This is a genomic window from Sporosarcina sp. G11-34 (assembly GCF_026931025.1).
This window is the reverse complement of the sequence record NZ_JAHNZW010000006.1, coordinates 78,375-102,232: the sequence shown is the minus strand read 5'-3', so window position 1 is coordinate 102,232 and position 23,858 is coordinate 78,375. Positions and strand designations below refer to the sequence as shown.

The 23,858-nt window shown below is 41.4% G+C and carries 27 protein-coding genes; 26 read left to right on the top strand and 1 reads right to left on the bottom strand.

All coding sequences use genetic code 11. The features are described 5' to 3' along the window. The first annotated feature begins 11 nt into the window (after positions 1-11). From rsgA to spoVM, 4 genes are read left to right on the top strand one after another with little or no spacing between them, the layout of a single operon-like run. Positions 12-905: a ribosome small subunit-dependent GTPase A gene (rsgA, locus tag KSU66_RS10085; protein ID WP_269051322.1), complete on the top strand. Its 894-nt coding sequence runs from the start codon at positions 12-14 to the stop codon at positions 903-905. Then, the gene (rpe, locus tag KSU66_RS10080; RefSeq protein ID WP_269051504.1) at positions 898-1,566 is read left to right on the top strand and encodes a ribulose-phosphate 3-epimerase; all 669 of its coding nucleotides are present in this window, start codon (positions 898-900) and stop codon (positions 1,564-1,566) included. Before rsgA ends, rpe begins: the two co-directional genes overlap by 8 nt. Next, the gene (locus KSU66_RS10075; protein ID WP_269051321.1) at positions 1,563-2,216 is read left to right on the top strand and encodes a thiamine diphosphokinase; all 654 of its coding nucleotides are present in this window, start codon (positions 1,563-1,565) and stop codon (positions 2,214-2,216) included. The genes rpe and KSU66_RS10075 overlap by 4 nt, the downstream gene beginning before the upstream one ends. Positions 2,217-2,229: 13 nt before the next feature. Continuing rightward, positions 2,230-2,373, top strand: coding sequence for a stage V sporulation protein SpoVM (gene spoVM / locus KSU66_RS10070; protein ID WP_269051320.1), 144 nt, complete (start codon positions 2,230-2,232; stop codon positions 2,371-2,373). Positions 2,374-2,404: 31 nt separating this feature from the next. Here spoVM and rpmB read toward each other — a convergent pair whose 3' ends face one another. Then, positions 2,405-2,593, bottom strand: a complete 189-nt coding sequence (rpmB, locus tag KSU66_RS10065; RefSeq protein ID WP_269051319.1) for a 50S ribosomal protein L28 — start codon at positions 2,591-2,593, stop codon at positions 2,405-2,407. 217 nt (positions 2,594-2,810) lie between these two features. Between rpmB and KSU66_RS10060 the strand changes: the two genes are divergently transcribed. The 22 genes from KSU66_RS10060 (at position 2,811) to ylqF (ending at position 23,703) form a co-directional block, all read left to right on the top strand. Continuing rightward, complete coding sequence (locus KSU66_RS10060; protein ID WP_269051318.1) at positions 2,811-3,173, top strand: Asp23/Gls24 family envelope stress response protein; 363 nt, start codon at positions 2,811-2,813, stop codon at positions 3,171-3,173. Positions 3,174-3,191: 18 nt separating this feature from the next. Continuing rightward, positions 3,192-4,847, top strand: coding sequence for a DAK2 domain-containing protein (locus KSU66_RS10055; RefSeq protein ID WP_269051317.1), 1,656 nt, complete (start codon positions 3,192-3,194; stop codon positions 4,845-4,847). A gap of 240 nt (positions 4,848-5,087) precedes the next feature. Then, positions 5,088-5,750, top strand: coding sequence for an L-serine ammonia-lyase, iron-sulfur-dependent subunit beta (gene sdaAB, locus KSU66_RS10050; protein ID WP_269051316.1), 663 nt, complete (start codon positions 5,088-5,090; stop codon positions 5,748-5,750). Between the two features lie 12 nt (positions 5,751-5,762). Next, entirely contained in the window at positions 5,763-6,671 is a 909-nt protein-coding gene (gene sdaAA / locus KSU66_RS10045; protein WP_269051315.1) for an L-serine ammonia-lyase, iron-sulfur-dependent, subunit alpha, read from the top strand. Further along, the gene (gene recG, locus KSU66_RS10040) at positions 6,652-8,700 is read left to right on the top strand and encodes an ATP-dependent DNA helicase RecG (protein WP_269051314.1); all 2,049 of its coding nucleotides are present in this window, start codon (positions 6,652-6,654) and stop codon (positions 8,698-8,700) included. The genes sdaAA and recG overlap by 20 nt, the downstream gene beginning before the upstream one ends. A gap of 157 nt (positions 8,701-8,857) precedes the next feature. Further along, on the top strand, positions 8,858-9,442 hold the full coding sequence (gene fapR / locus KSU66_RS10035) for a transcription factor FapR (protein WP_269051313.1): 585 nt from the start codon (positions 8,858-8,860) through the stop codon (positions 9,440-9,442). Further along, on the top strand, positions 9,439-10,431 hold the full coding sequence (gene plsX, locus KSU66_RS10030; protein ID WP_269051312.1) for a phosphate acyltransferase PlsX: 993 nt from the start codon (positions 9,439-9,441) through the stop codon (positions 10,429-10,431). The genes fapR and plsX overlap by 4 nt, the downstream gene beginning before the upstream one ends. Then, entirely contained in the window at positions 10,428-11,372 is a 945-nt protein-coding gene (gene fabD / locus KSU66_RS10025; protein WP_269051311.1) for an ACP S-malonyltransferase, read from the top strand. Before plsX ends, fabD begins: the two co-directional genes overlap by 4 nt. After that, complete coding sequence (fabG, locus tag KSU66_RS10020) at positions 11,372-12,118, top strand: 3-oxoacyl-[acyl-carrier-protein] reductase (protein ID WP_269051310.1); 747 nt, start codon at positions 11,372-11,374, stop codon at positions 12,116-12,118. The genes fabD and fabG overlap by 1 nt, the downstream gene beginning before the upstream one ends. A gap of 40 nt (positions 12,119-12,158) precedes the next feature. Next, positions 12,159-12,395 carry an acyl carrier protein gene (locus KSU66_RS10015; RefSeq protein WP_269051309.1) on the top strand — a complete coding sequence of 79 codons (237 nt, stop codon included), beginning with the start codon at positions 12,159-12,161 and terminating at the stop codon, positions 12,393-12,395. A gap of 129 nt (positions 12,396-12,524) precedes the next feature. Beyond that, a complete protein-coding gene (gene rnc / locus KSU66_RS10010) occupies positions 12,525-13,289 on the top strand; it encodes a ribonuclease III (protein WP_269051308.1) in 765 nt (254 codons plus the stop codon). 2 nt (positions 13,290-13,291) lie between these two features. Further along, on the top strand, positions 13,292-16,849 hold the full coding sequence (smc, locus tag KSU66_RS10005) for a chromosome segregation protein SMC (RefSeq protein ID WP_269051307.1): 3,558 nt from the start codon (positions 13,292-13,294) through the stop codon (positions 16,847-16,849). Positions 16,850-16,911: 62 nt separating this feature from the next. Next, the gene (gene ftsY, locus KSU66_RS10000; protein WP_269051306.1) at positions 16,912-17,907 is read left to right on the top strand and encodes a signal recognition particle-docking protein FtsY; all 996 of its coding nucleotides are present in this window, start codon (positions 16,912-16,914) and stop codon (positions 17,905-17,907) included. A gap of 122 nt (positions 17,908-18,029) precedes the next feature. Then, entirely contained in the window at positions 18,030-18,365 is a 336-nt protein-coding gene (locus KSU66_RS09995) for a putative DNA-binding protein (protein WP_269051305.1), read from the top strand. A 12-nt stretch (positions 18,366-18,377) separates the two neighbouring features. Then, complete coding sequence (gene ffh / locus KSU66_RS09990) at positions 18,378-19,733, top strand: signal recognition particle protein (RefSeq protein WP_269051304.1); 1,356 nt, start codon at positions 18,378-18,380, stop codon at positions 19,731-19,733. A gap of 113 nt (positions 19,734-19,846) precedes the next feature. Then, complete coding sequence (rpsP, locus tag KSU66_RS09985; protein ID WP_269051303.1) at positions 19,847-20,119, top strand: 30S ribosomal protein S16; 273 nt, start codon at positions 19,847-19,849, stop codon at positions 20,117-20,119. A gap of 15 nt (positions 20,120-20,134) precedes the next feature. Further along, positions 20,135-20,368 (top strand): KH domain-containing protein, encoded by a 234-nt coding sequence (locus KSU66_RS09980; RefSeq protein ID WP_269051302.1) that lies wholly within the window; start codon positions 20,135-20,137, stop codon positions 20,366-20,368. 77 nt (positions 20,369-20,445) lie between these two features. Beyond that, complete coding sequence (gene rimM / locus KSU66_RS09975; RefSeq protein WP_269051301.1) at positions 20,446-20,961, top strand: ribosome maturation factor RimM; 516 nt, start codon at positions 20,446-20,448, stop codon at positions 20,959-20,961. Further along, on the top strand, positions 20,961-21,698 hold the full coding sequence (trmD, locus tag KSU66_RS09970; protein ID WP_269051503.1) for a tRNA (guanosine(37)-N1)-methyltransferase TrmD: 738 nt from the start codon (positions 20,961-20,963) through the stop codon (positions 21,696-21,698). The genes rimM and trmD overlap by 1 nt, the downstream gene beginning before the upstream one ends. 134 nt (positions 21,699-21,832) lie before the next feature. After that, a complete protein-coding gene (gene rplS, locus KSU66_RS09965; RefSeq protein ID WP_269051300.1) occupies positions 21,833-22,180 on the top strand; it encodes a 50S ribosomal protein L19 in 348 nt (115 codons plus the stop codon). A 99-nt stretch (positions 22,181-22,279) separates the two neighbouring features. Continuing rightward, entirely contained in the window at positions 22,280-22,837 is a 558-nt protein-coding gene (gene lepB / locus KSU66_RS09960) for a signal peptidase I (RefSeq protein WP_269051299.1), read from the top strand. 17 nt (positions 22,838-22,854) lie between these two features. Beyond that, a complete protein-coding gene (ylqF, locus tag KSU66_RS09955; RefSeq protein WP_269051298.1) occupies positions 22,855-23,703 on the top strand; it encodes a ribosome biogenesis GTPase YlqF in 849 nt (282 codons plus the stop codon). Positions 23,704-23,858 lie beyond the last annotated feature (155 nt).

Here is a 23,858-nt window from a genome sequence, read left to right as displayed (position 1 = left end):
AGAGGGATTGAATGCCAGAAGGACAAATAAGAAAAGCCATTAGTGGATTTTATTATGTTGAAGATGACGGGGAAATTATTAGATGTAAAGGGCGAGGCGTATTCAGAAAACGTGGAGTACATCCACTTGTTGGTGATGTTGTAACGTATGTGCCGGACGGGGAGAATGACGCGACGATTACAGTTGTCCATGAAAGAAAGAACGAGCTTATCCGACCTCCTATATCGAATGTAGACCAGGCATTGCTTGTGTTTTCAATCGTTGAACCGGCGTTTAGCCACCATCTTTTGGATCGATTTCTCGTAGTTATTGAATCCTTCGGGATAAAACCGGTTATTTGTTTAACAAAAAAAGATTTGGCAACCGATACAGAACTTATGAAAGTCGTTGAAATTGCTACGTATTATGAAGAAATTGGATATAAAGTAATTAATACGTTCATAGGTGATGAAGAGTTACCTGCTATTCTTGGTCCGATTATGAAAGAAAAGACCACTGTATTAGCTGGTCAATCCGGTGTCGGAAAATCGACCCTTTTAAACACGGTGCTCCCATCACTTGGACTAAAGACCGGGGAAATATCAACAGCACTTGGACGCGGAAAGCATACAACACGCCATGTGGAGTTACTTGAAGTGGCGGGTGGTCTTGTTGCGGATACGCCAGGTTTTAGTTCTTTGGAATTCGATCACATTGATAAAGAAGAACTAGCCGATTATTTTATTGAGATGAATGAAGCTTCATCCGGGTGTAAATTTCGTGGATGTCTCCACTTGAAAGAACCTAAATGTGCCGTGAAAGAAAAAGTGGAGGACGGGGAGATTTTACGTCATCGTTATACGAACTATTTGCACTTTTTGCAAGAAATTACTGAACGAAAGCCGAGGTATGAAAAAAATGATTAAAATAGCACCTTCAATATTAGCAGCGGATTTTTCAAAACTAGCAGAAGAAGTAAAAGAAGTGGAAGCAGCTGGGGCGGAACTGATTCACATCGATGTAATGGACGGCCACTTTGTACCGAATATTACAATGGGTGCGATTGTCGTAGAAGCACTTCGACCTATTACAAAATTGCCACTTGACGTTCACCTTATGATTGAGAATCCTGACATGTATATTGAGCAATTTGCAAATGCCGGAGCCGATTATATCACTGTTCACGTAGAAACTTGCAAGCATTTACATCGCACACTTCAGTTTATTCAATCCAAGGGTGTAAAATCGGGTGTAGTCCTTAATCCACATACACCAATTGAAACGATTATGCATGTACTTGATGAAATCGATCTTGTCTTGTTTATGACGGTCAATCCTGGTTTTGGAGGACAGAAGTTTATTCATTCGGTTATACCTAAAATAAAACAACTGTCAGAAATTATTCGTGAGCGTAATCTTCCGATTGAGATTGAAATCGACGGAGGAATAAATGAGGAAACAATCATTCCATGTGTAGAAGCGGGTGCAACTATTTTTGTTGCGGGATCGGCTATATACAATGAAGTTGACCGTGCAGCGGCTTTGCAGCGTATAAAAAAAGCTGGGGAAAGTGCACTTAGTAAATGAAAAATGTCATAATCTGTGCCGGTGGGCCGGCAGCGGAAATCGCCGAGCTTAAAAAGCTTCATACGAGTGAAACGATATTTATCGGCGCTGATAGAGGGGCATTGCATTTGTTGCAAATGGGGATTATCCCTCATGAAGCAGTAGGTGATTTCGATTCTGTTTCGGAAAATGAATATAAAACAATTATTGAAGCGGTTCGTATTGTTGATCGATTTCGTGCCGAAAAAAATGAAACGGATACGGAACTTGCCGTGGAGCGTGCAATGACCTATCATCCGGAAAAAATCATTTTGACGGGAGTAACGGGGGGGAGACTGGATCATGCCGAATCGGTCCTCCATCTTTTGTATCGGTTTCAAACGGAATTTCCACATATACAGTTCGCAATTCGCAATCCGTTAAATGAGTTAACGATGCTTAATCCCGGTATTCATGAATTGACACAAGAGAAGCAACTTCCATACGTATCTTTTTTTCCTTTTGGGGGATCGGTGAGGGGACTTTCGCTTGCCGGATTTAAGTATGAAATTTCAGAGGAATCTTTAGAAACAGGTATGACAAAGTTTACGAGCAACGAACTTGCTACGGGTGTTTGTACTATCTCTTTCCGTGAAGGCATATGCTTAATGGTAAGGAGTTCAGATGCTTGAAAGGAGTGGGGAGTTGCGAGTTTATACATTTACACTACCGAAATTCGTAAGCGGTTTTGTTCGAAAGTGTATATATGTGTTTCAAAAAGAAGACGAACCGAAGGCGAAGAAAAATAGTAAGAGTGCAAAAAGGAAGAAAGAAAAAACGCCAAGCTGAAGTTTCAGCTTGGCGTTTTATTTTTCGTCCATTAAACTCGTTGAACTTTACCTGATTTAAGAGCTCTTGCAGAAACCCAAACTCTTTTAGGTTTTCCGTTAACAAGAATACGGACTTTTTGAAGGTTCGCACCCCACGTACGTCTAGTCGAGTTCAAAGCGTGTGAACGAGCGTTTCCTGTACGGGCTTTGCGTCCTGTAATAACACATTCTTTAGCCATTTATGTTACCTCCTTGCGAATGAAGATTTAATAATACACTTTATAATTCGCATACTTTACTAATGTATCATATGAGATAATGTGTTGCAACCTTTTTCGAACAACCTTTCAAGGAGAAATGCTTTACAGGAATATATTAAAAGATATGCTTTCTTTTATTATGATAATGGATATAGTACAATAGGGTGAGTGAAAAACGATACGGAGGGATACGACCATGTCAATCGAAGTAAAGAATAAATACGGCAAGATCGATATCACGAACGATGTTATTGCCCAAGTAGTTGGGGAGGCGACAATCGAATGTTATGGTATTGTTGGTATGGCTTCTAGGCATCAGATCCGTGATGGGCTAACTGACATCCTCCGGAAAGAAAATTTTGCGCGAGGTGTTATCGTACGAAACATTGGCGAAGATACTCATATTGATATGTATGTCGTGATCGGGTATGGGACAAAAATTTCGGAAGTCGCTTATCAAGTACAATCAAAAGTAAAATATACATTAAAAAAGACAGTCGGTCTGTCTGTAAAATCGGTTAATATTTTTGTCCAGGGAGTCCGTGTGGCAAACCTGTAGAAGGAGGAAATAAACGTAATGAAGTCTATAGATGGTTTAAAGTTTGCAGAGATGGTGAAGCTTGGTTCTCATCATCTTTATCAGAATGCCGATTATGTCGATTCCTTGAACGTATTCCCTGTTCCAGATGGTGATACGGGAACGAATATGAATTTGTCGATGACATCAGGTGCGAAAGAAGTTGAAGCGCACGCACAAGCACATATTGGAAAAACCGCACAAGCGCTATCAAAAGGTTTACTAATGGGTGCACGAGGAAATTCAGGTGTTATTCTATCGCAATTATTCCGTGGATTTGGGAAAGCAATAGAAAACGAATCGTCAGTCGATGGTGTTACTTTTGCAGCGGCATTGAAGTATGGTGTGGAAACCGCATATAAAGCGGTTATGAAACCTGTTGAAGGAACGATCTTAACCGTCGCGAAAGATGCTGCAAATGTTGGTGTAGAAGTGGCGGCGACGACAACTGACTTTATCGAAGTATTGGAAGCGATTGTTGAAGAGTCAAAAGCTTCTTTAGAGCGGACACCCGACCTATTAGCAGTGCTAAAAGAAGTCGGAGTCGTTGACAGTGGCGGGCAAGGTCTTGTTTACGTGTATGAGGGCTTTTTGGCGTGTTTGAAAGGCGAAGAACTACCTGACAGGATAGATGCTCATTCAATGGACGATCTTGTAAATGCCGAACACCATAAAAGCATTCAAGGGTTCATGAATACCGCAGATATCATTTATGGATATTGTACGGAGTTTATGGTCAAATTTGAAGCTGGAAAACTCGAGAATAACCCGTATAACGAATCAGATTTCAGACAAGAATTAAGCCGATTTGGAGATTCACTTCTTGTTATTTCAGATGATGAAGTTGCGAAAGTACATATCCATTCGGAAGAACCGGGAGATGTTCTTACATTTAGTAAGAAATTTGGTTCGCTTATCGATATAAAAATTGAAAATATGCGTCAACAGCATCTTGATATTGTTGGTGAAAATCATAACGTACATACGCAAAAACAAAAACATCCATATGCAATTGTTACCGTTGCGATGGGTTCAGGGATTGCCGAACTATTAAAAAGTGTTGGAGCCTCCGTTGTCATTGAAGGCGGTCAAACGATGAATCCTTCAACAGAAGATATTGTTAAGGCGATTGAAAAGGTAGGCGCTGAGCGCGTTCTAATTTTACCAAACAACAAAAATATTATTATGGCTGCGGAACAAGCTGCAGAAATCATTGGTATTGAAGCGGCTGTCGTACCGACAAAAACCGTTCCAGAAGGTCTCGCTGCAATTCTTGCTTTTAATCCAGAAGCGAAAGTAAGCGCGAACGCTGAATCCATGAAAAAAGCAGCATCGTATGTCAAAACTGGACAAGTAACAAATGCCGTCAGAGATACTTCAATTGACGGAATAGAAATAAAGAAAAATGATTTTATGGGTATTTCGGAAGGTAAAATTGTAGCATCAGCCTCTTCTCTTGAGGAAGTAATGAAAACTATTTTATCGGCAATTATTGATGAAGATGCAGAAATTGTTACGATATTATACGGTGAAGATGTAACGAAAGAAGATGCTAGTAAATTTGAAAGTTATATTGAAGAAAACTTTCAGCATGTAGACATTGAATTTTATGATGGTAAGCAACCATTATATCCATATATCATTGCGGTTGAATAAGTAAAATATAAAAACAGTGCGAAGATCAATTTCGTACTGTTTTTTATATTTTACTTAGGCTCAAATATGAGTTTTTTGTGTCCAAGACGTTTTTCGTGTAAAATGAAACTATAGACGTTGAATTGATGAATATGTATAAAGTTTAGCGAAGGTGCCTTTCAAGAGGTAACCGAAGCGGGTTTATATAGGATTCTTTATTTCAACATATATATGTCCATTCTTAAGAAGGAGGGTAATATTATGAAATTTCGCTCAGTATTCGATATAATCGGTCCAGTTATGATTGGGCCTTCATCTTCACATACAGCAGGTGCTGCACGTATTGGATTAGTTGCCCGCAACCTGTTTGGAAGACAGCCAGAATGGGCTCGTATCCATCTGTACGGCTCTTTTGCGGAAACGTACAAAGGTCATAGTACGGATGTAGCAATTATAGGCGGATTACTCGGTTACGATACTTTTGATGAACGTATAAAAACTGCTTTTAGCGAAGCGGATAAAGTTGGAATGACTTATGAGTTTATTCCAGAAGAAGAAGAGGCGGATCACCCGAACACGGCCCGCGTGGTAATTGGAGATAGCCAAAGCGTTATGGAGTTAACAGGTATTTCTATCGGTGGAGGAAAAATGGAAGTTGTTGATTTGAATGGTTTTTCACTACGACTTTCAGGACACTACCCAGCACTTCTCGTCGTTCATGATGACAGGGCAGGTTTAATTGCAAGCGTTTCCAATGCATTGGCTAATCGGGACATTAATATTGCACATATGGAAGTTGGTCGAAAAGAAAAAGGTGAAATGGCTTTAATGGTCATTGAAGTAGATCAGCTAATAGATGAGTCACTTATCGAAGAACTTAAAGCTTTACCACATATTACTCAAGTTTCAACAGTAGCAGACTGAGGGGGAAAATCGATGAAAATTTTATTTAGTTCCGTAAAAGAGCTTGTGGCACTTGCTGAATCGCAAAGTAAACCAATTTCAGAAATTATGATAGAACAGGAAATGCTTGTTTCCAGACGTTCACGTGAAGAAATTATTGCTCAAATGGATAATAACTTAACGGTTATGGAAGAGGCTGTTGAAAAAGGATTAAAAGGTGTCCATTCTACATCTGGTTTGACAGGTGGAGACGCGGTTCTGATTCAAAAGTATATGGAAACAGGAAAATCACTTTCTGGCGACATCATTATGGACGCTGTTAGTAAAGCGGTCGCTACAAATGAAGTGAACGCTGCGATGGGAACAATTTGTGCAACACCGACAGCTGGAGCAGCTGGTATTGTACCAGGTACATTGTTTGCAGTGAAAAATAAATTAAATCCAACACGTGAGCAAATGATTAATTACTTATTTACAACAGGTGCATTTGGATTTGTCGTTGCAAATAATGCATCGATTTCAGGTGCAGCTGGAGGGTGTCAGGCAGAAACTGGTTCCGCGGGTTCGATGGCAGCGGCTGCGATTGTAGAGATGGCTGGTGGCACACCGCAACAAAGTGCGGAAGCGTTCTCGATTGTTATGAAAAATATGCTTGGTCTCGTCTGTGACCCAGTTGCTGGACTTGTTGAAGTTCCTTGTGTGAAACGGAATGCAATGGGGGCTGCCAAAGCACTAGTAGGTGCAGATATGGCTCTAGCAGGTGTTGTAAGCCGCATACCGACGGACGAAGTAATTGAAGCGATGTATAAAATCGGGTTATCAATGCCTTCTGCTTTACGAGAAACCGGAAAAGGTGGACTAGCTGCGACACCGACCGGAAAAGCACTCGAAGCTCAAATATTTGGTGGAGAAAAAGTAGATAGTGTCCACATCAATTCATGATCCAGTAACGTCTATAAAAGGGATTGGTAAGACAACGGGACAGCAGCTTGAAGCACTTGGTATCATCTCTGTCTATGATCTCGTTATGATGTTCCCATACCGTCATGAAGATTACAGGTTGAAAGACTTATTGGAAACACCACATAATGAGCAAGTTACGATTGAGGGAAAGGTCGAAAGTGAGCCTTCCATTCTTTTTTTGGGGAAGAATCGCTCCCGTTTACAAGTCCGTGTACTTACTGGACGACATCTTGTGAAGGCGGTTTTCTTTAACCAACATTACTTGAAAAACCGTCTAGCCCCGGGGATGATCGTAACGATTTCGGGAAAATGGGACCGTGGCAGGCAATTAATTAACGTTAGTAATTTTTCTGATGGCCCAAAAACGGATCAGGCGGATTTTGAGCCTGTTTATAGTTTGAAAACTGTTATGCACCAAAAGTCATTTCGCAGGCTTATGAGAAATGCTTTGGACTATGTGAATGGAGAGCATATCGAATCGCTTCCAGCCGACATCTTACAAGCGTACAGGCTTCCAACGATAGGTGCTGCTATGGAGATGGTCCACTTCCCGAAAAGCCCCGAAGACGTGAAACATGCAAGAAGACGATTTGTTTACGAAGAGCTTTTATTGTTCCAACTCAAGATGCAAGGGATGAAGAAAATTCGAAAAGAAGCCGAGAAAGGCATGGTTATTCATTATGATCTTGCAAAAGTGAAAAACTTTATCGCTTCTTTACCATTCGAATTAACAAGCGCCCAAAAACGTGTCGTCAATGAATTATGCGCGGAACTAAAAAGTCCAATGCGAATGAACCGACTTCTTCAAGGAGATGTTGGCTCAGGAAAAACGGTTGTTGCAGCGATTGCACTTTATGCATCGATTACGGCGGGCTTCCAAGGCGCGCTTATGGCACCAACAGAAATTCTTGCCGAGCAACATGCGGCATCACTGGCAGAGTGGCTCGAGCCTTTCGATGTAACAGTCGCTTTTCTTGCGGGATCCACGAAAGTAAAAGCGAGAAGAAACCTTCTTGAAAAGTTGGAATCGGGTGAAATCGATTTACTTATTGGAACGCACGCACTCATTCAGCCGGATGTCCTTTTTAAAAATCCGGGCCTTGTCATAACGGATGAACAACATAGATTCGGCGTTGAACAGCGCCGTATTTTGCGCGATAAAGGGCTCAATCCGAACGTGCTATTCATGACAGCAACTCCGATTCCACGAACGCTTGCGATTACCGCATTTGGCGAAATGGATGTATCGGTACTTGATGAATTACCCGCTGGAAGGAAAGAGATTGAAACGCATTGGATGAAAGAAGATTCCCTGCTTCCAATCTTGCAAAAAATGGAGAAGGAATTGAATAATGGACAACAAGCGTATGTTATTTGTCCATTAATTGAGGAATCCGACAAATTAGATGTGCAAAACGCGGTGGATGTACATAGCCAATTAACGGTTCATTTTAGCGGACGCCATACAGTTGGCCTAATGCATGGAAGGCTACATGCGGACGACAAAGAGGCTATCATGCGTGAATTTAGTGAAGGTACGATTGATGTTCTTGTGTCGACGACCGTTGTTGAAGTTGGCGTGAACGTTCCCAATGCTACATTCATGCTCATTTACGATGCGGGCCGGTTCGGACTCTCACAGCTTCATCAACTTAGAGGTAGAGTTGGTAGGGGCGCTAAGCAGTCTTATTGTATTCTACTTGCTGATCCGAAGACGGAAGAAGGAAAAGAACGAATGCAATCGATGACAGAAACGAATGACGGGTTTATACTTGCGGAAAAGGACCTTGAACTAAGAGGTGCTGGTGACTTTTTCGGAAAAAAACAAAGTGGAATGCCTGAATTCAAAATGGCAGATTTAGTTCATGATTACCGAGCTTTGGAAACAGCAAGGAAAGATGCGGAGAGGTTTCTCGAATCCAATAGCTTTTGGGAAGACGAAGAGTATGAAGTTCTTAGAAACCAACTCGAAGAATCTGGCGCACTAAGTAAAGACAGAATTGATTGATAGAATGGGGACCTGAAAAGCTAAACAGTGCTTTCCAGGTCTTTTTTATTTTTTCCGTGGGCTTATACAAAAAACTTCTACATTTCTTGCTTGCTTTCTTTTTTTTATCTTTATATACTGATGTTAGTACCAAGTGCTAATCTGGAAGGTGAAACTATTGCGTAAGCCTAAGAAAGAAAGACAGCGGTTGCTCGGTAAGTTGCTTGAAGAGAATCCGTTTCTCACAGATGAAGTGCTGTCGGGGCATTTTCAAGTGAGTGTCCAAACAATCCGATTGGACCGACTTGAATGTGGAATCCCGGAACTTCGCGAACGCTTAAAAAATGTTGCTTCCCGAACAATGACCGGCGAAGTAAAATCATTGCATACTGATGAAGTAATCGGCGACATCGTTGATATAAAATTAGATGACAGGGCATTGTCGATATTCGACGTAACTGAAGATCATGTATTTCAGCGAAATGGAATCGCACGTGGGCATCATCTTTTTGCTCAAGCAAATTCACTCGCCGTAGCCGTAATGGACGACGATCTGGCCTTAACCGTGAAGTCGACGATTCATTTTTTAATGCCGGTTAAAGCTGGAGATCGAGTAGTTGCACGTGCAAACGTAAAAAAGGCAAGTTTAATGGAGAAACGAACGCTTGTTGAAGTCACTTCAACGGTTGGTGACGAGACGGTATTTACAGGTGAGTTTTACATGTACCGAATGACGGATGAAAAGCAGGAGGAAGCCAAATGATTATAGCAGTCGACGGAATGGGCGGCGATCATGCACCGGGAGAAATCATCACGGGAGCCCTAAAGAGCCTTGCTGCATTCGATGATATACATATACATATTTATGGTGACGAAAAAGTAATGGAGCCTTTTTTGAAAGATCATCCACGTTTGAAAGTAATTCATTGTACGGAAAGAATCGAAGCAGACGATGAACCCGTGCGTGCGATACGTAGGAAAAAAGATGCTTCAATGGTCAGGATGGCACAAGCTGTTAAAGACAACGAAGCTGTGGCGTGTGTGTCAGCGGGAAATACAGGTGCACTTATGGCGGCAGGTTTGTTTATTGTAAACCGAATCGATGGAATTGAACGTCCAGCTCTTGCGCCGACATTACCTACGATTGACGGTAAAGGGTTTGTTATGCTTGACCTTGGTGCAAATTCAGATGCGAAACCATCACATCTTGCGCAATACGCAGTTATGGGTAGTATTTACGCGGAAAAAGTTCGTGGCATAGAACAACCACGGGTTGGTTTGTTGAATATTGGAACCGAAGAAGGTAAAGGAAATGAATTGACAAAAGCGGCTTATGGACTTCTTTCCGAGGAACCAATTAATTTTATCGGTAATGTCGAAGCGAGAGATCTACTCATGGGAATTGCCGATGTCGTCGTAACGGACGGTTTTACAGGGAATATGGTGTTAAAGACGCTTGAAGGAACAGCGCTCGGCTTTTTCTCCATGTTAAAAGAAGTATATAGTTCTTCCGTGAAATCGAAAATTTCTGCGGCACTTGTAAAAAATGATTTGCACGGACTTAAAAAGAAAATGGATTACACGGAGTATGGCGGTGCGGGATTATTTGGATTGAATTCTCCTGTTATAAAAGCGCATGGATCTTCAAATGCCAATGCGGTATTTAATGCCATTCGACAAGCACGTACAATGGTTACATATGATGTGTGCGGTACAATTCGTGAAACGATTAGAAAGGGGCAAGTAGAATGACGAAAGTTGCATTTATATTCCCGGGACAAGGCTCACAATCAGTTGGAATGGGAAAAGAACTTGTAGATATGGATGAACGGAGCATGCAATATTTTCAGGATGCGGATCGTGTTCTTGGATTTCAGCTAAGCTCATTAATTCTAGAAGGTCCACAAGAAGAATTGACAGTTACATATAATGCGCAACCATCACTCCTGACAGTTGGATCAATGATTGCGTCTAAGCTGATTGAAGGAGGAATTACTCCGGATTTTACAGCAGGTCATAGCTTAGGCGAATACACTGCACTCGTTGCTTCGGGTGTCATGTCATTTGAAGATGGCGTATCGGCTGTGCATAAGCGTGGTCTGTATATGAACGATGCGGTTCCGGCGGGAGAAGGTGCAATGGCTGCAATACTCGGCCTCGATGGCGAACAAGTCAAAACGGTAACGGACGCGATTACCGCGGATGGCCATTCAGTGCAACCCGCGAATTTAAATTGTCCTGGTCAAATTGTTATTTCCGGTACGAAAGAAGGCGTCGAAAAGGCCTGTATTCAATTGAAAGAAGTAGGTGCGCGACGCGCAATACCCCTTGACGTTAGTGGACCTTTTCATTCATCACTTATGAAACCGGCCGCAGAACAACTTCGAGCTGCCCTTGACGGCATTCAAATGGATGACGCTACAATTCCCGTCGTGGCAAACGTCAATGCTTCAGTTGTGAAAAATAGTGCGGACATCAAAGAGTTACTTGTTGAACAATTATATTCTCCCGTGTTATGGGAAGATTCCGTTCGTATGTTAATTGAACAAGGAGTTACACATTTTATCGAATGTGGTCCTGGAAAAGTGCTAAGCGGACTTGTTAGGAAAATCGACCGTGAAGCAAAAGTATTTCCAGTCTATGACAAATTGACGCTAGAAGAAGTTATTGAAGCTTCGAAAGGGTGGTCGTAATGAGTAGATTTGAAGGTAAATCAGCAATCGTCACAGGTGCATCCCGTGGGATTGGCCGCGAAATTGCATTGCAACTTGCAAAAGAAGGTGCGCGTGTTGCTGTCAATTATAGTGGTAGCAAAGATAAAGCGGACGAAGTGGTACAAATTATTACCGACGCTGGCGGGGAAGCGTTTGCTATTCAAGCGGATGTATCTAATCCCGATAGTGTGAAAAACATGGTGGATCAGACAATCGAATTATTTGGTTCGATTGATATACTAGTAAATAATGCGGGCATTACGAAAGATAATTTACTTATGCGGATGAAAGAAGACGAGTGGGACGATGTGATTAACATTAACCTTAAAGGAGTCTTTCTATGCACAAAAGGCGTGACGCGCCAGATGATGAGGCAACGTGCGGGGAAAATCGTCAACGTTGCGTCAATCGTTGGGGTTTCGGGTAATCCGGGACAAGCGAATTACGTTGCAGCTAAAGCGGGGGTCATTGGATTGACAAAGACAGTTGCCAAAGAGCTTGCGTCAAGACATATTAATGTAAATGCGGTTGCGCCCGGCTTTATCACTACAGATATGACCGATGCGATGAATGAAGATGTGAAAAATCAAATGCTCTCTGCTATTCCGCTTGGAAAATTGGGAAGTCCTGAAAACGTAGCGCGGACTGTGCTATTTCTGCTCTCGGAAGATGCCGCTTATATTACGGGACAAACAATTCATGTAGACGGCGGGATGGTCATGTAGTATTGTAATTAGCGTAAACCATCGAGGGGAGGTGACAAATTTGTCAACAGTACTTGAACGTGTAACAAAAGTAATCGTCGATCGCCTTGGTGTCGATGAAAGCGAAATTAAAATGGAAGCTTCTTTCCGTGATGATCTCGGCGCAGACTCACTAGACGTCGTAGAACTTGTAATGGAATTAGAAGATGAATTCGATATGGAAATTTCCGATGACGATGCAGAAAAGATTGCGACTGTCGGTGACACAGTTACTTATATCGAAACGAAAGTAAACTAAGTTATCTTTTGATTGAGACCCTTGCCTCCTTTCTTTACGAAAGAATGCAAGGCGTCTCTTTTCATTTTTGCACTAATCCATTTGAAAGGTTAAAATTAAAGGGATTATGTATTGAAAGGCAGGATTTCGATGAACAGTAAACGCAACATAGGAAAACAGACAAAAGCAACACTTCCGCAAGCAGCACGGAATCGATTTAGTGAACTGCAACAAAAGCTTCAAATAACATTTAACGATAATTCGTTGCTTTATAATGCATTCACTCATTCATCATATGTGAATGAGCACCGAAGAAAAAACTTTACGGATAACGAAAGACTCGAATTTTTAGGAGACGCAGTCCTTGAACTTGGCGTATCCCGATTCCTTTATTCTACGGAACCGGGAATGAGTGAAGGAGAACTTACAAAGCTTAGAGCAGCAATTGTTTGTGAACCTGCGCTCGTTAAATTTGCTGATGAACTCGATTTTGGTCATTATGTTTTGCTTGGAAAAGGGGAAGAGCAAACTGGTGGAAGGATGCGTCCAGCTCTTCTAGCCGACGTATTTGAGGCGTTCATAGGAGCCTTGTATATTGACCAAGGAATGGAAGTTGTCACAAAATTTCTGGAAAGTGTCGTTTTCCCGAAAATTACATCCGGTGCTTTTTCTCATGTGATGGATTATAAAAGTAGATTACAAGAAATTGTTCAACAAACAAATAGTGGGCAACTTCAATACGAAGTGATTGAAGAGAAAGGTCCCGCGCATGCTAAAGTATTCGTGACCGTTGTTCAACTTTCGGATGAACAGCTTGGAAAAGGAAGCGGGAAATCTAAAAAAGAAGCAGAGCAAGAAGCAGCTCGCCACGCAATCGGGGAACTGAAGAGGCAGCAAGCTGAAGGAGAGAATTAAAAGTGTTTCTTAAAAGGCTCGAAATTATTGGATTTAAATCTTTTGCTGAACGAATCGGGATTGACTTTGTCCCTGGTGTAACGGCTATTGTCGGTCCGAACGGAAGCGGAAAAAGTAATATTACCGATGCCATCCGATGGGTTCTTGGAGAGCAATCTGCCAAGTCACTGCGTGGCGCGAAGATGGAAGATGTCATCTTTTCGGGGAGCGATTCAAGAAAACCTCTTAATTTCGCAGAGGTTACTCTTATTCTTGACAATACAAAAGGTCTTTTTCCATTGGATTATACAGAAATCAGTGTAAGTAGACGTGTATTCCGCTCTGGGGAAAGTGCTTATTTATTAAATGGGCAACAATGTCGCTTAAAAGATATTACCGATGTTTTTATGGACTCAGGTCTCGGTAAAGAGGCATTCTCTATTATTTCACAAGGCCGGGTCGATGAAGTATTGAACAGTAAGCCGGAAGATAGACGAAGTATTTTTGACGAGGCCGCGGGTGTTTTGAAATACAGGACGAGGAAAAAGAAAGCTGAGCACAAGCTTTTTGAAACGGCTGATAATCTGGATCGTGTTCTTGATATATTGAAGGAACTGGAGACGCGGATTGGTCCGCTTCAAAAAAATGCCGAAGATGCTCAGAAACATGCTACTATTTCCGAGAAAATGTTTGAAACAGATATATTGTTACTCAATTACGACGCTAGACATTTTCGAGTTGAAATAGAATCGATGTTGGGTAAAGCTGAAAAGTTTCAAGAGGAAAAAGAAAAGCTTAAACTGTCTACAAAGGCAGCGGAAGAAAAGTCAAACCATTTAAAAGAGCAACTTGCGATTTTAGATACTAAATTAGATCATTTACAAAAACGACTTGTCGATGCGAGTTCCGAAATCGAAAAATGGGAAGGTCGACGCCTTCTTTCGGTTGAAAAACGGCGCAATGCAGACCAACAGATTGAACGAATACGTACCGAACTACTCGCTACGAAAAAAGAAAAAATAGACCTGTCCGAAAAGTTACAAATTGCATTGGAAAAGTTGGCTGTAACACAAACTGAATACAATCATGTAACGAGCCAAATGGACGGTATTTCGCAAACTTTAAAAAGGTCCGTTAAAGAAACAGAAAACGAAATAGAAGAGTTGAAGTCAACCTATATCGATCGATTAAACGAAGAGGCGACGATTAGGAATGATTTGAAACATATTGACGAGCGTCTTTTGGGCGAAAAATCTTCTACTGAAAAAATGTTTCAACATACATCCTTTTTAAAAAATCGGCGTAAACAACTGCTAGCTGAAAAAATAGAAAAGAAAAGTGACTTATCGCTATTAAAGAAAAGCATTAGTGATGGGGAGTCCAACTATAAAACAGCTGTCACGACTTTACGAAATGTTGAAGATGAACTTAGACAAAAACAAGAACTATTGCAAAAAGCATATAACAAACAACATGAAATGCAAGGGCGTATGCGTGCACTTGAAAGTATGGAAGCTGATTTTTCCGGTTTCTATTCGGGCGTAAAAGAAATTTTAATTGCTAAAAAGACAAAGCAACTTACGGGCATAAATGGGGCTGTAGCTGAACTTATTTCTGTCGGAAATAACTATGTGAAAGCCGTCGAAACAGCGCTTGGCGGTGCGATGCAAAATATCGTAACTTCATCGGAAGTAGAAGCGAGAAAGGCAATTTCTTATTTGAAAGCGAAAAACGCCGGGCGAGCTACATTTCTTCCTTTAGATGTTATGAAGTCAAGGAAAATCCAACCAGCCGTTTTGAAATTGGCAGAGGGCTATCCGGAATATATAGGAACTGCGGACAGCCTAGTGCAAGTAGAAGGCCCATATAAAATTATTACTGAAAATCTTCTAGGGAATGTAATCATCGCCTCTTCTTTGTCGGGCGCTTCTCAAATTGCAAGTGCCATTGGCTATCGTTACCGGGTTGTAACTACTGATGGGGATATCGTCAATGCTGGCGGTTCGCTTACTGGTGGTGGTGTTAAAGGACAAGCTTCCGTATTTACGCGAAAAGCCGAACTTGAAACATTGAAAGGTCAATATGCCCAATTGGCAACTTCGATTGAATCCGCGACAAAAACGATAGGCGATACAAGAATGACGGTTGGTAAGTTGATGGAGGAAACGGAGCAGGCACGTCTCCATTTCGAAAGACTTCAACTTAAAATTGCGGCCTCGGAATCAGGAATACGTGAAACCGACATTTCCATTCGTTCTGTTGAAGGGGAAATAGCGTCCGCGGAAATCGGAAGGCGTGGTTCTGAAAATACCGGTTCTGAATTGAAAACTCAGAAAAAAGAACTACAAAATCGTCATATTGTAATAAAAAATGAATTAGAGAAAATTAAAGAAGAAGTAGAAATGTTAGAACGTCTTGCCATCGACTGGCGCAATGAGGAGGCTTCACTCACTACTCGTCTTACGGCGTTTCGTGAACGTGCAGCAGTTCTACGGGAACAAAAAAACTATCAACAAATGTCTATCAATGATATGGAGCGAACGATATCATCTGCTGAGCGAAGAATTACTTCGCTAGATGAAGAACTAAACTATTTCAACGGCAATGAAGAAGGTGGAGAACTTACTTCCGAGGAGCTCGTTAAGCGTATAGAAAAAGAAGTTTCCGAAAAAGAGGCAATTGAATCCGCAATTGCAAAGGGGAAGAAAGAACGAGTGGGGCATGTATCATCCCTTGATAAGTTAGTCGTGTTGCTCGGAACAATCAGAGCGAATGCCGATCGAACAATCGCTGGATTAAATACAGTAACAGTTGATTTGTCGAGACTTGAAGTGAAATATGAAGCGATAACAAATCGGTTGCTAAACGAATATGGTTTATTCCCAGATTTCAACGCCCTTGATGAATTTGATGAGAAAAAAATGAGAAATACATTAACAGAGCTAAAGCGGGAAGTTTCCGCAATCGGGCCAGTTAATCCCGGGGCGATTATCGAATTCGAAGAAGTATCCAAGCGCCATGACTTTTTAACAATTCAACGAAACGATCTCATTGGTGCGAAGCAAACACTCCAAGAAGCGATGTCCGAAATGGATGCGGAAATGTCACTACGATTTTCCGCGACGTTTGACGCCGTACAAAATCGTTTTCGAACGGTGTTCAAAGAAATGTTTGGTGGAGGAGATGCGGATTTAGTTCTTACGAAACCTGATAATTTACTTGAAACTGGCGTTGATATTGTTGCACGTCCTCCGGGGAAAAAGTTGCAAAATCTGAGCCTGCTTTCCGGCGGTGAAAGAGCTTTAACCGCAATAGCACTTCTGTTTTCTATAATAGAAGTACGACCTGTTCCGTTTTGTATACTTGATGAAGTCGAAGCGGCACTCGACGAAGCAAATGTTATCCGGTACAGTAAATACTTAAATAAGTTTTCGGAAAACACACAGTTTATTGTAATTACACATAGAAAAGGAACAATGGAAGGTGCCGATGTTCTTTACGGCATAACGATGCAAGAATCAGGAGTTTCCAATTTAATTTCGGTAAAACTTTCCGATGTCCCAGAAGAAGCGATTATGTAAGAAAGAACGATTAATAAAAAACGAGGGACGAAATATAATCTCTCTTTAAGGAGCGAATAATAGTGTCTTTTTTTAGAAAAATCAAAGAAAAAATCACAGGTACAAATGAAGCGGTAACAGAAAAGTTTAAATTAGGATTAACGAAGACACGTGATCAGTTCACGTCGAAAATAAACGATCTTGTTGCACAATTTAGGGAAGTTGACGAAGAGTTTTTTGAAGAACTTGAGGAGCTATTGCTTCAAGCCGACGTCGGATTCGAAACGGTTATGGAACTTATCGATCAACTAAAACTGGAAGTACAAAGGAAAAATATTAAAGATACTGCTGGAATCCAATCCGTTATCTCTGAGAAGTTAGTTGGAATTTATGAAGCGGGCGAAAAACTGGACAGCGGCTTAAACATACAAGAAGGCGAGCTCTCGGTTATTTTAATGGTTGGTGTGAATGGTGTCGGGAAAACGACGACTATTGGAAAGTTAGCTGCTCGTCTGATGGCAGAGGGTAAAACGGTAATGCTAGCAGCGGGGGACACATTCAGAGCAGGTGCCATTGATCAGTTAGTTGTCTGGGGAGAACGTGCAGGCGTGGAAGTAATTAGGCAGTCGGAAGGTTCTGATCCCGCCGCGGTTATGTACGATGCAATCCATGCTGCTAAAAGTCGGAAAGTCGACGTACTTATTTGTGATACGGCAGGAAGACTACAAAATAAAGTGAACTTAATGAACGAACTTCAGAAAATTCATCGAGTGATTAGTAAAGAAGTAGAAGGTGCGCCTCACGAGGTTCTTCTTGCACTTGACGCAACTACAGGTCAGAACGCGCTTGTTCAGGCGCAAACATTTAAAGATGCAACAAACGTCACTGGAATTGTTTTAACGAAGCTAGACGGCACAGCAAAAGGCGGCATCGTTTTAGCGATTCGTAATAAGTTGAATATCCCGGTGAAATTTGTAGGTCTTGGTGAAGGTGTAGATGATCTACAACCCTTTGATCCCGAAAAATATGTCTACGGTTTATTTGCAGACGGTTTAGAACAAGAAGAAGCAAATAACTAATCGCAGCAAAACTCCCTTTTATATAATTATAGATAATGCACTACAGACAAGTAAAAGTACTTGACAGTTATAATGATTCATATTATGATTCGAAGGTAGAAGTAAGTTGAGGGGGGAAATAGATGGCCCTTATAAAAACAACCCGCATAAATTTCCTCTTTGATTTTTATCAATCGCTGTTGACTGATAAACAAAGAATGTATATGAATTTGTATTACTTAGAAGATCTTTCGCTTGGAGAAATTGCTGGAGAATTTGGTGTATCGCGTCAAGCGGTGTATGATAATGTTCGTAGAACTGAAGCGATGCTTGAAGATTATGAAGTGAAGTTGAACTTATTTGACAAGTTTCAAGAACGGAAGAAAATTGTTGAAAGTATGCAACAACTCATAACAGGCATGGATGACCAATCAGAAACGTTGCGAAACTTGTTGGTCACGTTAAAAGATTATGACTAGGAGGCGGCGTGCATGGCATTTGAAGGGTTAGCCGAGCGGCTGCAAGGAACGCTCCAGAAAATAAGGGGCAAGGGTAAGATAAACGAAGCAGACGTCAAAGAGATGATGCGTGAGGTGCGCTTTGCGCTTATCGAAGCAGACGTTAACTTGAAAGTCGTTAGAGAGTTTGTGAAAACGGTAAGTGAACGAGCGATTGGTCAGGAAGTTATGAAGAGTTTGACTCCTGGTCAACAAGTTGTAAAAATAGTTAAAGATGAACTGACAAACCTTATGGGTGGAGAACAAAATCCGATTCAGTTTGCAAGGAAATCTCCCACTGTCATTATGATGGTAGGTTTGCAAGGTGCGGGGAAGACAACAACTTCTGGTAAATTAGCATCGGTGCTTCGCAAACGTCACAATAAGAAGCCGCTTCTTGTTGCCGCTGACGTCTATAGACCTGCTGCAATTCAGCAACTAGAAACATTAGGGAAGCAATTGACGTTACCCGTATTTTCAATGGGGACCGATATTTCCCCAGTTGAGATTGTTAGACAAGCGCTTGTTGAGGCGGAGAAGGAACACCATGATGTTGTGATCGTCGACACGGCGGGAAGACTTCATGTCGATGAAAATTTAATGCAGGAATTGGCGGACATTCGTGATTTGACAACACCTGATGAGGTATTTTTAATTGTCGATGCGATGACTGGACAAGATGCTGTTAACGTTGCAAAAAACTTTAACGAAACTGTTGGGATAACGGGAGTTATTTTAACTAAGCTTGATGGTGATACGCGAGGAGGGGCAGCGCTATCGATCCGTGCGGTCACTGACAAACCGATTAAGTTTGTTGGTATGGGCGAGAAAATGGATGCGTTAGAACCGTTCCATCCAGAGCGAATGGCCTCAAGAATTCTTGGCATGGGCGATGTTATGTCGCTAATTGAGAAAGCGCAAGAAAACGTTGATGAAGATAAAGCGAAAGAACTTGAGGAAAAGTTCCGGACGCAAACATTTACACTCGACGATTTTCTTGAGCAATTGCAACAGGTGAAGAAAATGGGCCCGCTTGATGAGTTATTGAAAATGATGCCGGGTGCGGGGAAAATAAAAGGACTTGAAAATGCCCAAGTTGACGAAGGACAAATGGGCCGCGTTGAAGCAGTCATTCAGTCCATGACGCCGACTGAGCGTACGACACCTGAAATTATTAACGCGAACCGTCGAAGACGAATCGCAAAAGGCTCAGGCACGTCGATTCAAGAAGTAAACCGTTTGCTTAAGCAGTTTGAAGATATGAAAAAAATGGTTAAGCAAATGTCAGGTATGCAAGGAAAAGGAAAAAAGAAGAATAAAATGCCCAATTTCGACGCGTTTTTCAAGTGAAAAACAGGGCCGAAAAAAATTAAATTTAGGGTGTTAAGAAAAAACACTTTACAAACAAACAAAAGCTTGATAACATACTATCTTGTGTGAAACTATTCGGAGGTGCAATAATAATGGCAGTTAAAATTCGTCTTAAACGTATTGGAGCAAAGAAAACTCCTTTCTATCGTATTGTAGTAGCGGACTCACGTTCACCACGTGACGGACGTCAAATCGAAACAGTGGGAACTTACAACCCACTTACAAAACCAGCTGAACTAAAAATCGATGAAGAGCTAGCGCTTAAATGGCTTCAAAACGGTGCTCAACCATCTGACACAGTTCGCAACCTGTTTTCTGACCAAGGCATCATGGAAAAATTCCATAACGCTAAACACGGTAAATAATCAGGAGGGGTGTACATGAAGCAGCTGATTGAAACAATTGTTAAACCATTGGTCGATAATCCGGATGATGTCCGGGTTGTGATGGATGAACATGATAGCCGAGTTACTTACAAACTTTCCGTGAATGCCGAAGATATGGGCAAAGTAATTGGAAAGCAAGGACGTGTAGCAAAAGCATTACGTACTATTGTTTATTCAGCAGCGGGAAGTCACCACGGCAAAAAGGTATATGTCGATATAATAGATTGAGATGGAAAAGGAAGGAGCCCATGTTCCTTCCTTTTTTGTCTATATCTAAGCTTTTTAAAAAAGGATGGTGTTAAGTAATGCAATGGTTCAATGTTGGTAAAATTGTTAATACACATGGTATTCGCGGAGAAGTTCGGGTGAATTCATATACTGACTTTCCGGAAGAACGCTTTGCTGTTGGAAACAAGTTAGCTCTTTTTATGCCCGATAGTACGAAACCAATCACCTTAATTATAGCGAGCCAAAGACCACATAAAAACTTTAAACTTTTAACGTTCGAAAACCACCCGAATTTAAATGATGTTGAAAAATACAGAGATGGTATGTTGAAAATTTCGGAAAATGATCTTGGCGATCTTGACGAAGGTGAATTTTATTACCACGAGATTCTAGGATGCGCTGTTGTTACGACTGAGGGCGTAAACTTGGGTAAAGTTACCGATATTTTAGAAACGGGCGCTAATGACGTTTGGACAGTAACTCCGGAAAAAGGTAAACCGCAGTACATCCCTTATATAGATGACGTCGTAAAAGAAATCGATATAGAAAACAAGAAGATTACGATTGAAACAATGGAGGGGCTTCTTTCGTGATGAAAGTCGATGTCCTTTCTTTGTTTCCAGAAATGTTTGAAGGTGTGCTTCATTCTTCGATTATGAAGAAAGCACAATCGACTGATGCGGTAACTTTCAAAGTTACTAACTTTCGAGATTATTCTACGGACAAGCACAAAAAAGTAGACGACTATCCTTACGGGGGTGGAGCGGGAATGGTTCTTAAACCAGAGCCACTCTTTGCTGCTGTAGAAGCGATTACAGCTACTACAAAAACAACACCTCGAGTTATCCTTATGTGCCCTCAAGGGGAGCGATTCACTCAGCAGAAGGCCGAAGAGCTGGCTTCTGAAGAGCACCTCGTTTTCATTTGCGGACATTATGAAGGGTATGACGAACGAATCCGTGACTTTCTAGTAACGGATGAATTATCGTTGGGGGATTTTGTTCTAACGGGTGGAGAAATTGCCGCAATGGCTGTCATCGATAGTGTCGTCAGGCTGTTGCCAAATGTACTAGGTAATGCGGAATCTCCAATATTGGATTCATTTTCAACGGGACTCCTTGAACATCCTCAATATACTCGACCCGCCAATTTTAAAGGGATGGAAGTGCCCCCTGTTTTGTTATCGGGAAATCATGGGTTAGTAGATCAGTGGCGCGAAGAGCAATCACTTCTTAGAACGTTCGACAGAAGAGAGGATCTACTCGAAACCGCCCCTTTGACTGACCATCAACGCAAATTATTAAAGAAATTAAAACAAGAAAAAAAGTAAAGGTGCGTGTTGCATGCTTTGCCTGTTTGTGATAACATCTTGTATGTACTTCTATATAGAAGTACATACTTACTGGTGTTCCGCTGCAAGGTAAACTGTGTATGAGCATCTGTGGATAAGGGAGAGGAATATAAATGCAAAACATTATTTCAGAAATTACACAAGATCAGATTCGTACTGATCACCCAAACTTCCGTGCGGGAGATACTGTAACTCTACACGTAAAAGTAGTAGAGGGTACGCGTGAACGTATCCAACTATTTGAAGGTGTTGTTATCAAGCGCCGTGGTGGAGGAATCAGTGAAACATTCACTGTTCGTAAAATTTCTAACGGAGTAGGCGTGGAACGTACGTTTCCTTTGCATACACCAAAAATCGTAAAAATTGACGTTATACGTCGCGGTAAAGTACGTCGTGCGAAATTGTACTACCTTCGTTCACTACGTGGAAAAGCTGCACGTATCAAAGAGATTCGATACTAAAAAAGATTTAGGAGGCCATCAACACGGCCTCCTTTCTTTTTGCCTCAAAATTGAATAGACTGTACAATGAGGAAAGAATAATGCGGGGGGGCTTTGGTAATGAAAGAAAAGAAAACTAAAAATGAAACATGGGAATGGATTAAAGCACTTCTAATCGCTTTTGGACTCGCCGCGATTATTCGAGTTTTTCTATTTACACCAATTGTCGTCGATGGGATTTCTATGATGCCAACGCTTTCAGATGGGGATCGAATGGTTGTCAATAAAATTGGTTATACAATTGGAAAACCGAATCGTTTTGACATTGTTGTCTTTCATGCACCAGAGAAAAAAGACTATATTAAACGAATTATTGGTCTTCCGGGTGACGAAGTGGAATACATTGACGACGTATTATACGTGAATGGAAAAGCCTTTGACGAGCCATATCTTGACCAGTACAAAGCTGAAATTCCTGATAGTCCGCTAACTGAAGACTTTAAACTGGAAGATAAAATCCAAAGTAAAACGATCCCTGAAGGGCATGTGTTTGTGCTTGGAGATAATCGAAGAAAAAGTAAAGATTCAAGACATATCGGAGTCATATCGATCGACGAGATAATTGGCAATACAAAAATTGTCTTCTGGCCGATAAAAGATTTTGGTATCGTTAACTGACGAAAAGAGATGATTCTATGACAATCCAATGGTTTCCTGGACATATGGCAAAAGCACGCAGAGAAGTTACTGAAAAGCTAAAACTCGTAGATATCGTTTTTGAATTGGTGGATGCAAGACTTCCCCTATCTTCAAGAAATCCGATGATTGACGAAGTAATACATCAAAAGCCAAGACTTCTTATATTGAATAAAGCAGATCTTGCTGATGACATGGAAACAAAAAAATGGTTGCGATACTTCGAAGAACAGGGAAGTCGAGCGGTTGCCATTAATTCCTTTGAAGGAAAAGGGATGCAAACGATACTGAAAGCGGCAAAAGAAATACTAGAGCCGAAATTGGCGCGAATGCGCTCAAGAGGAATTCGACCTGGAGCTATCCGGGCAATGATTGTCGGCATTCCAAATGTGGGGAAATCAACACTTATTAACCGACTTGCGAAGAAGAATATTGCGAAAACTGGTAATATGCCAGGTGTTACGAAAGCCCAGCAATGGATAAAGTATGAAAAAGAACTAGAACTGCTCGATACGCCGGGAATTCTTTGGCCGAAATTTGAAGACAAAGAAGCAGGCTATAAGCTAGCGCTAACAGGAGCGATTAAAGATACGATTCTCGTTATGGAGGATCTTGCAGTGTATGGTCTTCGTTTTCTTGAGGAGCATTACCCGAACCGGTTGACCGAAAGGTATGACCTGACAACAGTAGGTGATGACATCATGGACGTCTTTAATAAGATCGGTGCACGTCGTGCTGTGTATACAACCGGCGGTGAGGTCGATTACGACAAAGTGGCTGAATTAGTCGTTCGGGATATTCGGAGTGAACTTCTAGGGAAAGTGACATTTGACTTCGTTGGGGAGTAAAAATTAGTTGACAGACCGATATGATATGGAAGATTCTCCATAGCAATCGGTCTTTTGCATTCCAAGTTTCAATAAAAGTATTATATATGTTGAATTAAAGTTTCTAACCTGAAAGAGTCCAATGATGAACTTTACCAAGCCGTTGATTTCCGTTC

What these genes read in the sequence shown, in the direction of transcription:
- rplS (WP_269051300.1), top strand. Translation starts at nt 21,833, where the DNA reads ATGCAAAACATTATTTCAGAAATTACACAAGATCAGATTCGTACTGAT.
- KSU66_RS10060 (WP_269051318.1), top strand. Translation starts at nt 2,811, where the DNA reads ATGTCAATCGAAGTAAAGAATAAATACGGCAAGATCGATATCACGAAC.
- KSU66_RS10055 (WP_269051317.1), top strand. Translation starts at nt 3,192, where the DNA reads ATGAAGTCTATAGATGGTTTAAAGTTTGCAGAGATGGTGAAGCTTGGT.
- rpsP (WP_269051303.1), top strand. Translation starts at nt 19,847, where the DNA reads ATGGCAGTTAAAATTCGTCTTAAACGTATTGGAGCAAAGAAAACTCCT.
- lepB (WP_269051299.1), top strand. Translation starts at nt 22,280, where the DNA reads ATGAAAGAAAAGAAAACTAAAAATGAAACATGGGAATGGATTAAAGCA.
- KSU66_RS10075 (WP_269051321.1), top strand. Translation starts at nt 1,563, where the DNA reads ATGAAAAATGTCATAATCTGTGCCGGTGGGCCGGCAGCGGAAATCGCC.
- sdaAA (WP_269051315.1), top strand. Translation starts at nt 5,763, where the DNA reads ATGAAAATTTTATTTAGTTCCGTAAAAGAGCTTGTGGCACTTGCTGAA.
- rimM (WP_269051301.1), top strand. Translation starts at nt 20,446, where the DNA reads ATGCAATGGTTCAATGTTGGTAAAATTGTTAATACACATGGTATTCGC.
- ffh (WP_269051304.1), top strand. Translation starts at nt 18,378, where the DNA reads ATGGCATTTGAAGGGTTAGCCGAGCGGCTGCAAGGAACGCTCCAGAAA.
- trmD (WP_269051503.1), top strand. Translation starts at nt 20,961, where the DNA reads ATGAAAGTCGATGTCCTTTCTTTGTTTCCAGAAATGTTTGAAGGTGTG.
- fabD (WP_269051311.1), top strand. Translation starts at nt 10,428, where the DNA reads ATGACGAAAGTTGCATTTATATTCCCGGGACAAGGCTCACAATCAGTT.
- KSU66_RS09980 (WP_269051302.1), top strand. Translation starts at nt 20,135, where the DNA reads ATGAAGCAGCTGATTGAAACAATTGTTAAACCATTGGTCGATAATCCG.
- plsX (WP_269051312.1), top strand. Translation starts at nt 9,439, where the DNA reads ATGATTATAGCAGTCGACGGAATGGGCGGCGATCATGCACCGGGAGAA.
- rsgA (WP_269051322.1), top strand. Translation starts at nt 12, where the DNA reads ATGCCAGAAGGACAAATAAGAAAAGCCATTAGTGGATTTTATTATGTT.
- rpmB (WP_269051319.1), bottom strand. Translation starts at nt 2,593, where the DNA reads ATGGCTAAAGAATGTGTTATTACAGGACGCAAAGCCCGTACAGGAAAC.
- rnc (WP_269051308.1), top strand. Translation starts at nt 12,525, where the DNA reads ATGAACAGTAAACGCAACATAGGAAAACAGACAAAAGCAACACTTCCG.
- fabG (WP_269051310.1), top strand. Translation starts at nt 11,372, where the DNA reads ATGAGTAGATTTGAAGGTAAATCAGCAATCGTCACAGGTGCATCCCGT.
- sdaAB (WP_269051316.1), top strand. Translation starts at nt 5,088, where the DNA reads ATGAAATTTCGCTCAGTATTCGATATAATCGGTCCAGTTATGATTGGG.
- ylqF (WP_269051298.1), top strand. Translation starts at nt 22,855, where the DNA reads ATGACAATCCAATGGTTTCCTGGACATATGGCAAAAGCACGCAGAGAA.
- rpe (WP_269051504.1), top strand. Translation starts at nt 898, where the DNA reads ATGATTAAAATAGCACCTTCAATATTAGCAGCGGATTTTTCAAAACTA.
- KSU66_RS09995 (WP_269051305.1), top strand. Translation starts at nt 18,030, where the DNA reads ATGGCCCTTATAAAAACAACCCGCATAAATTTCCTCTTTGATTTTTAT.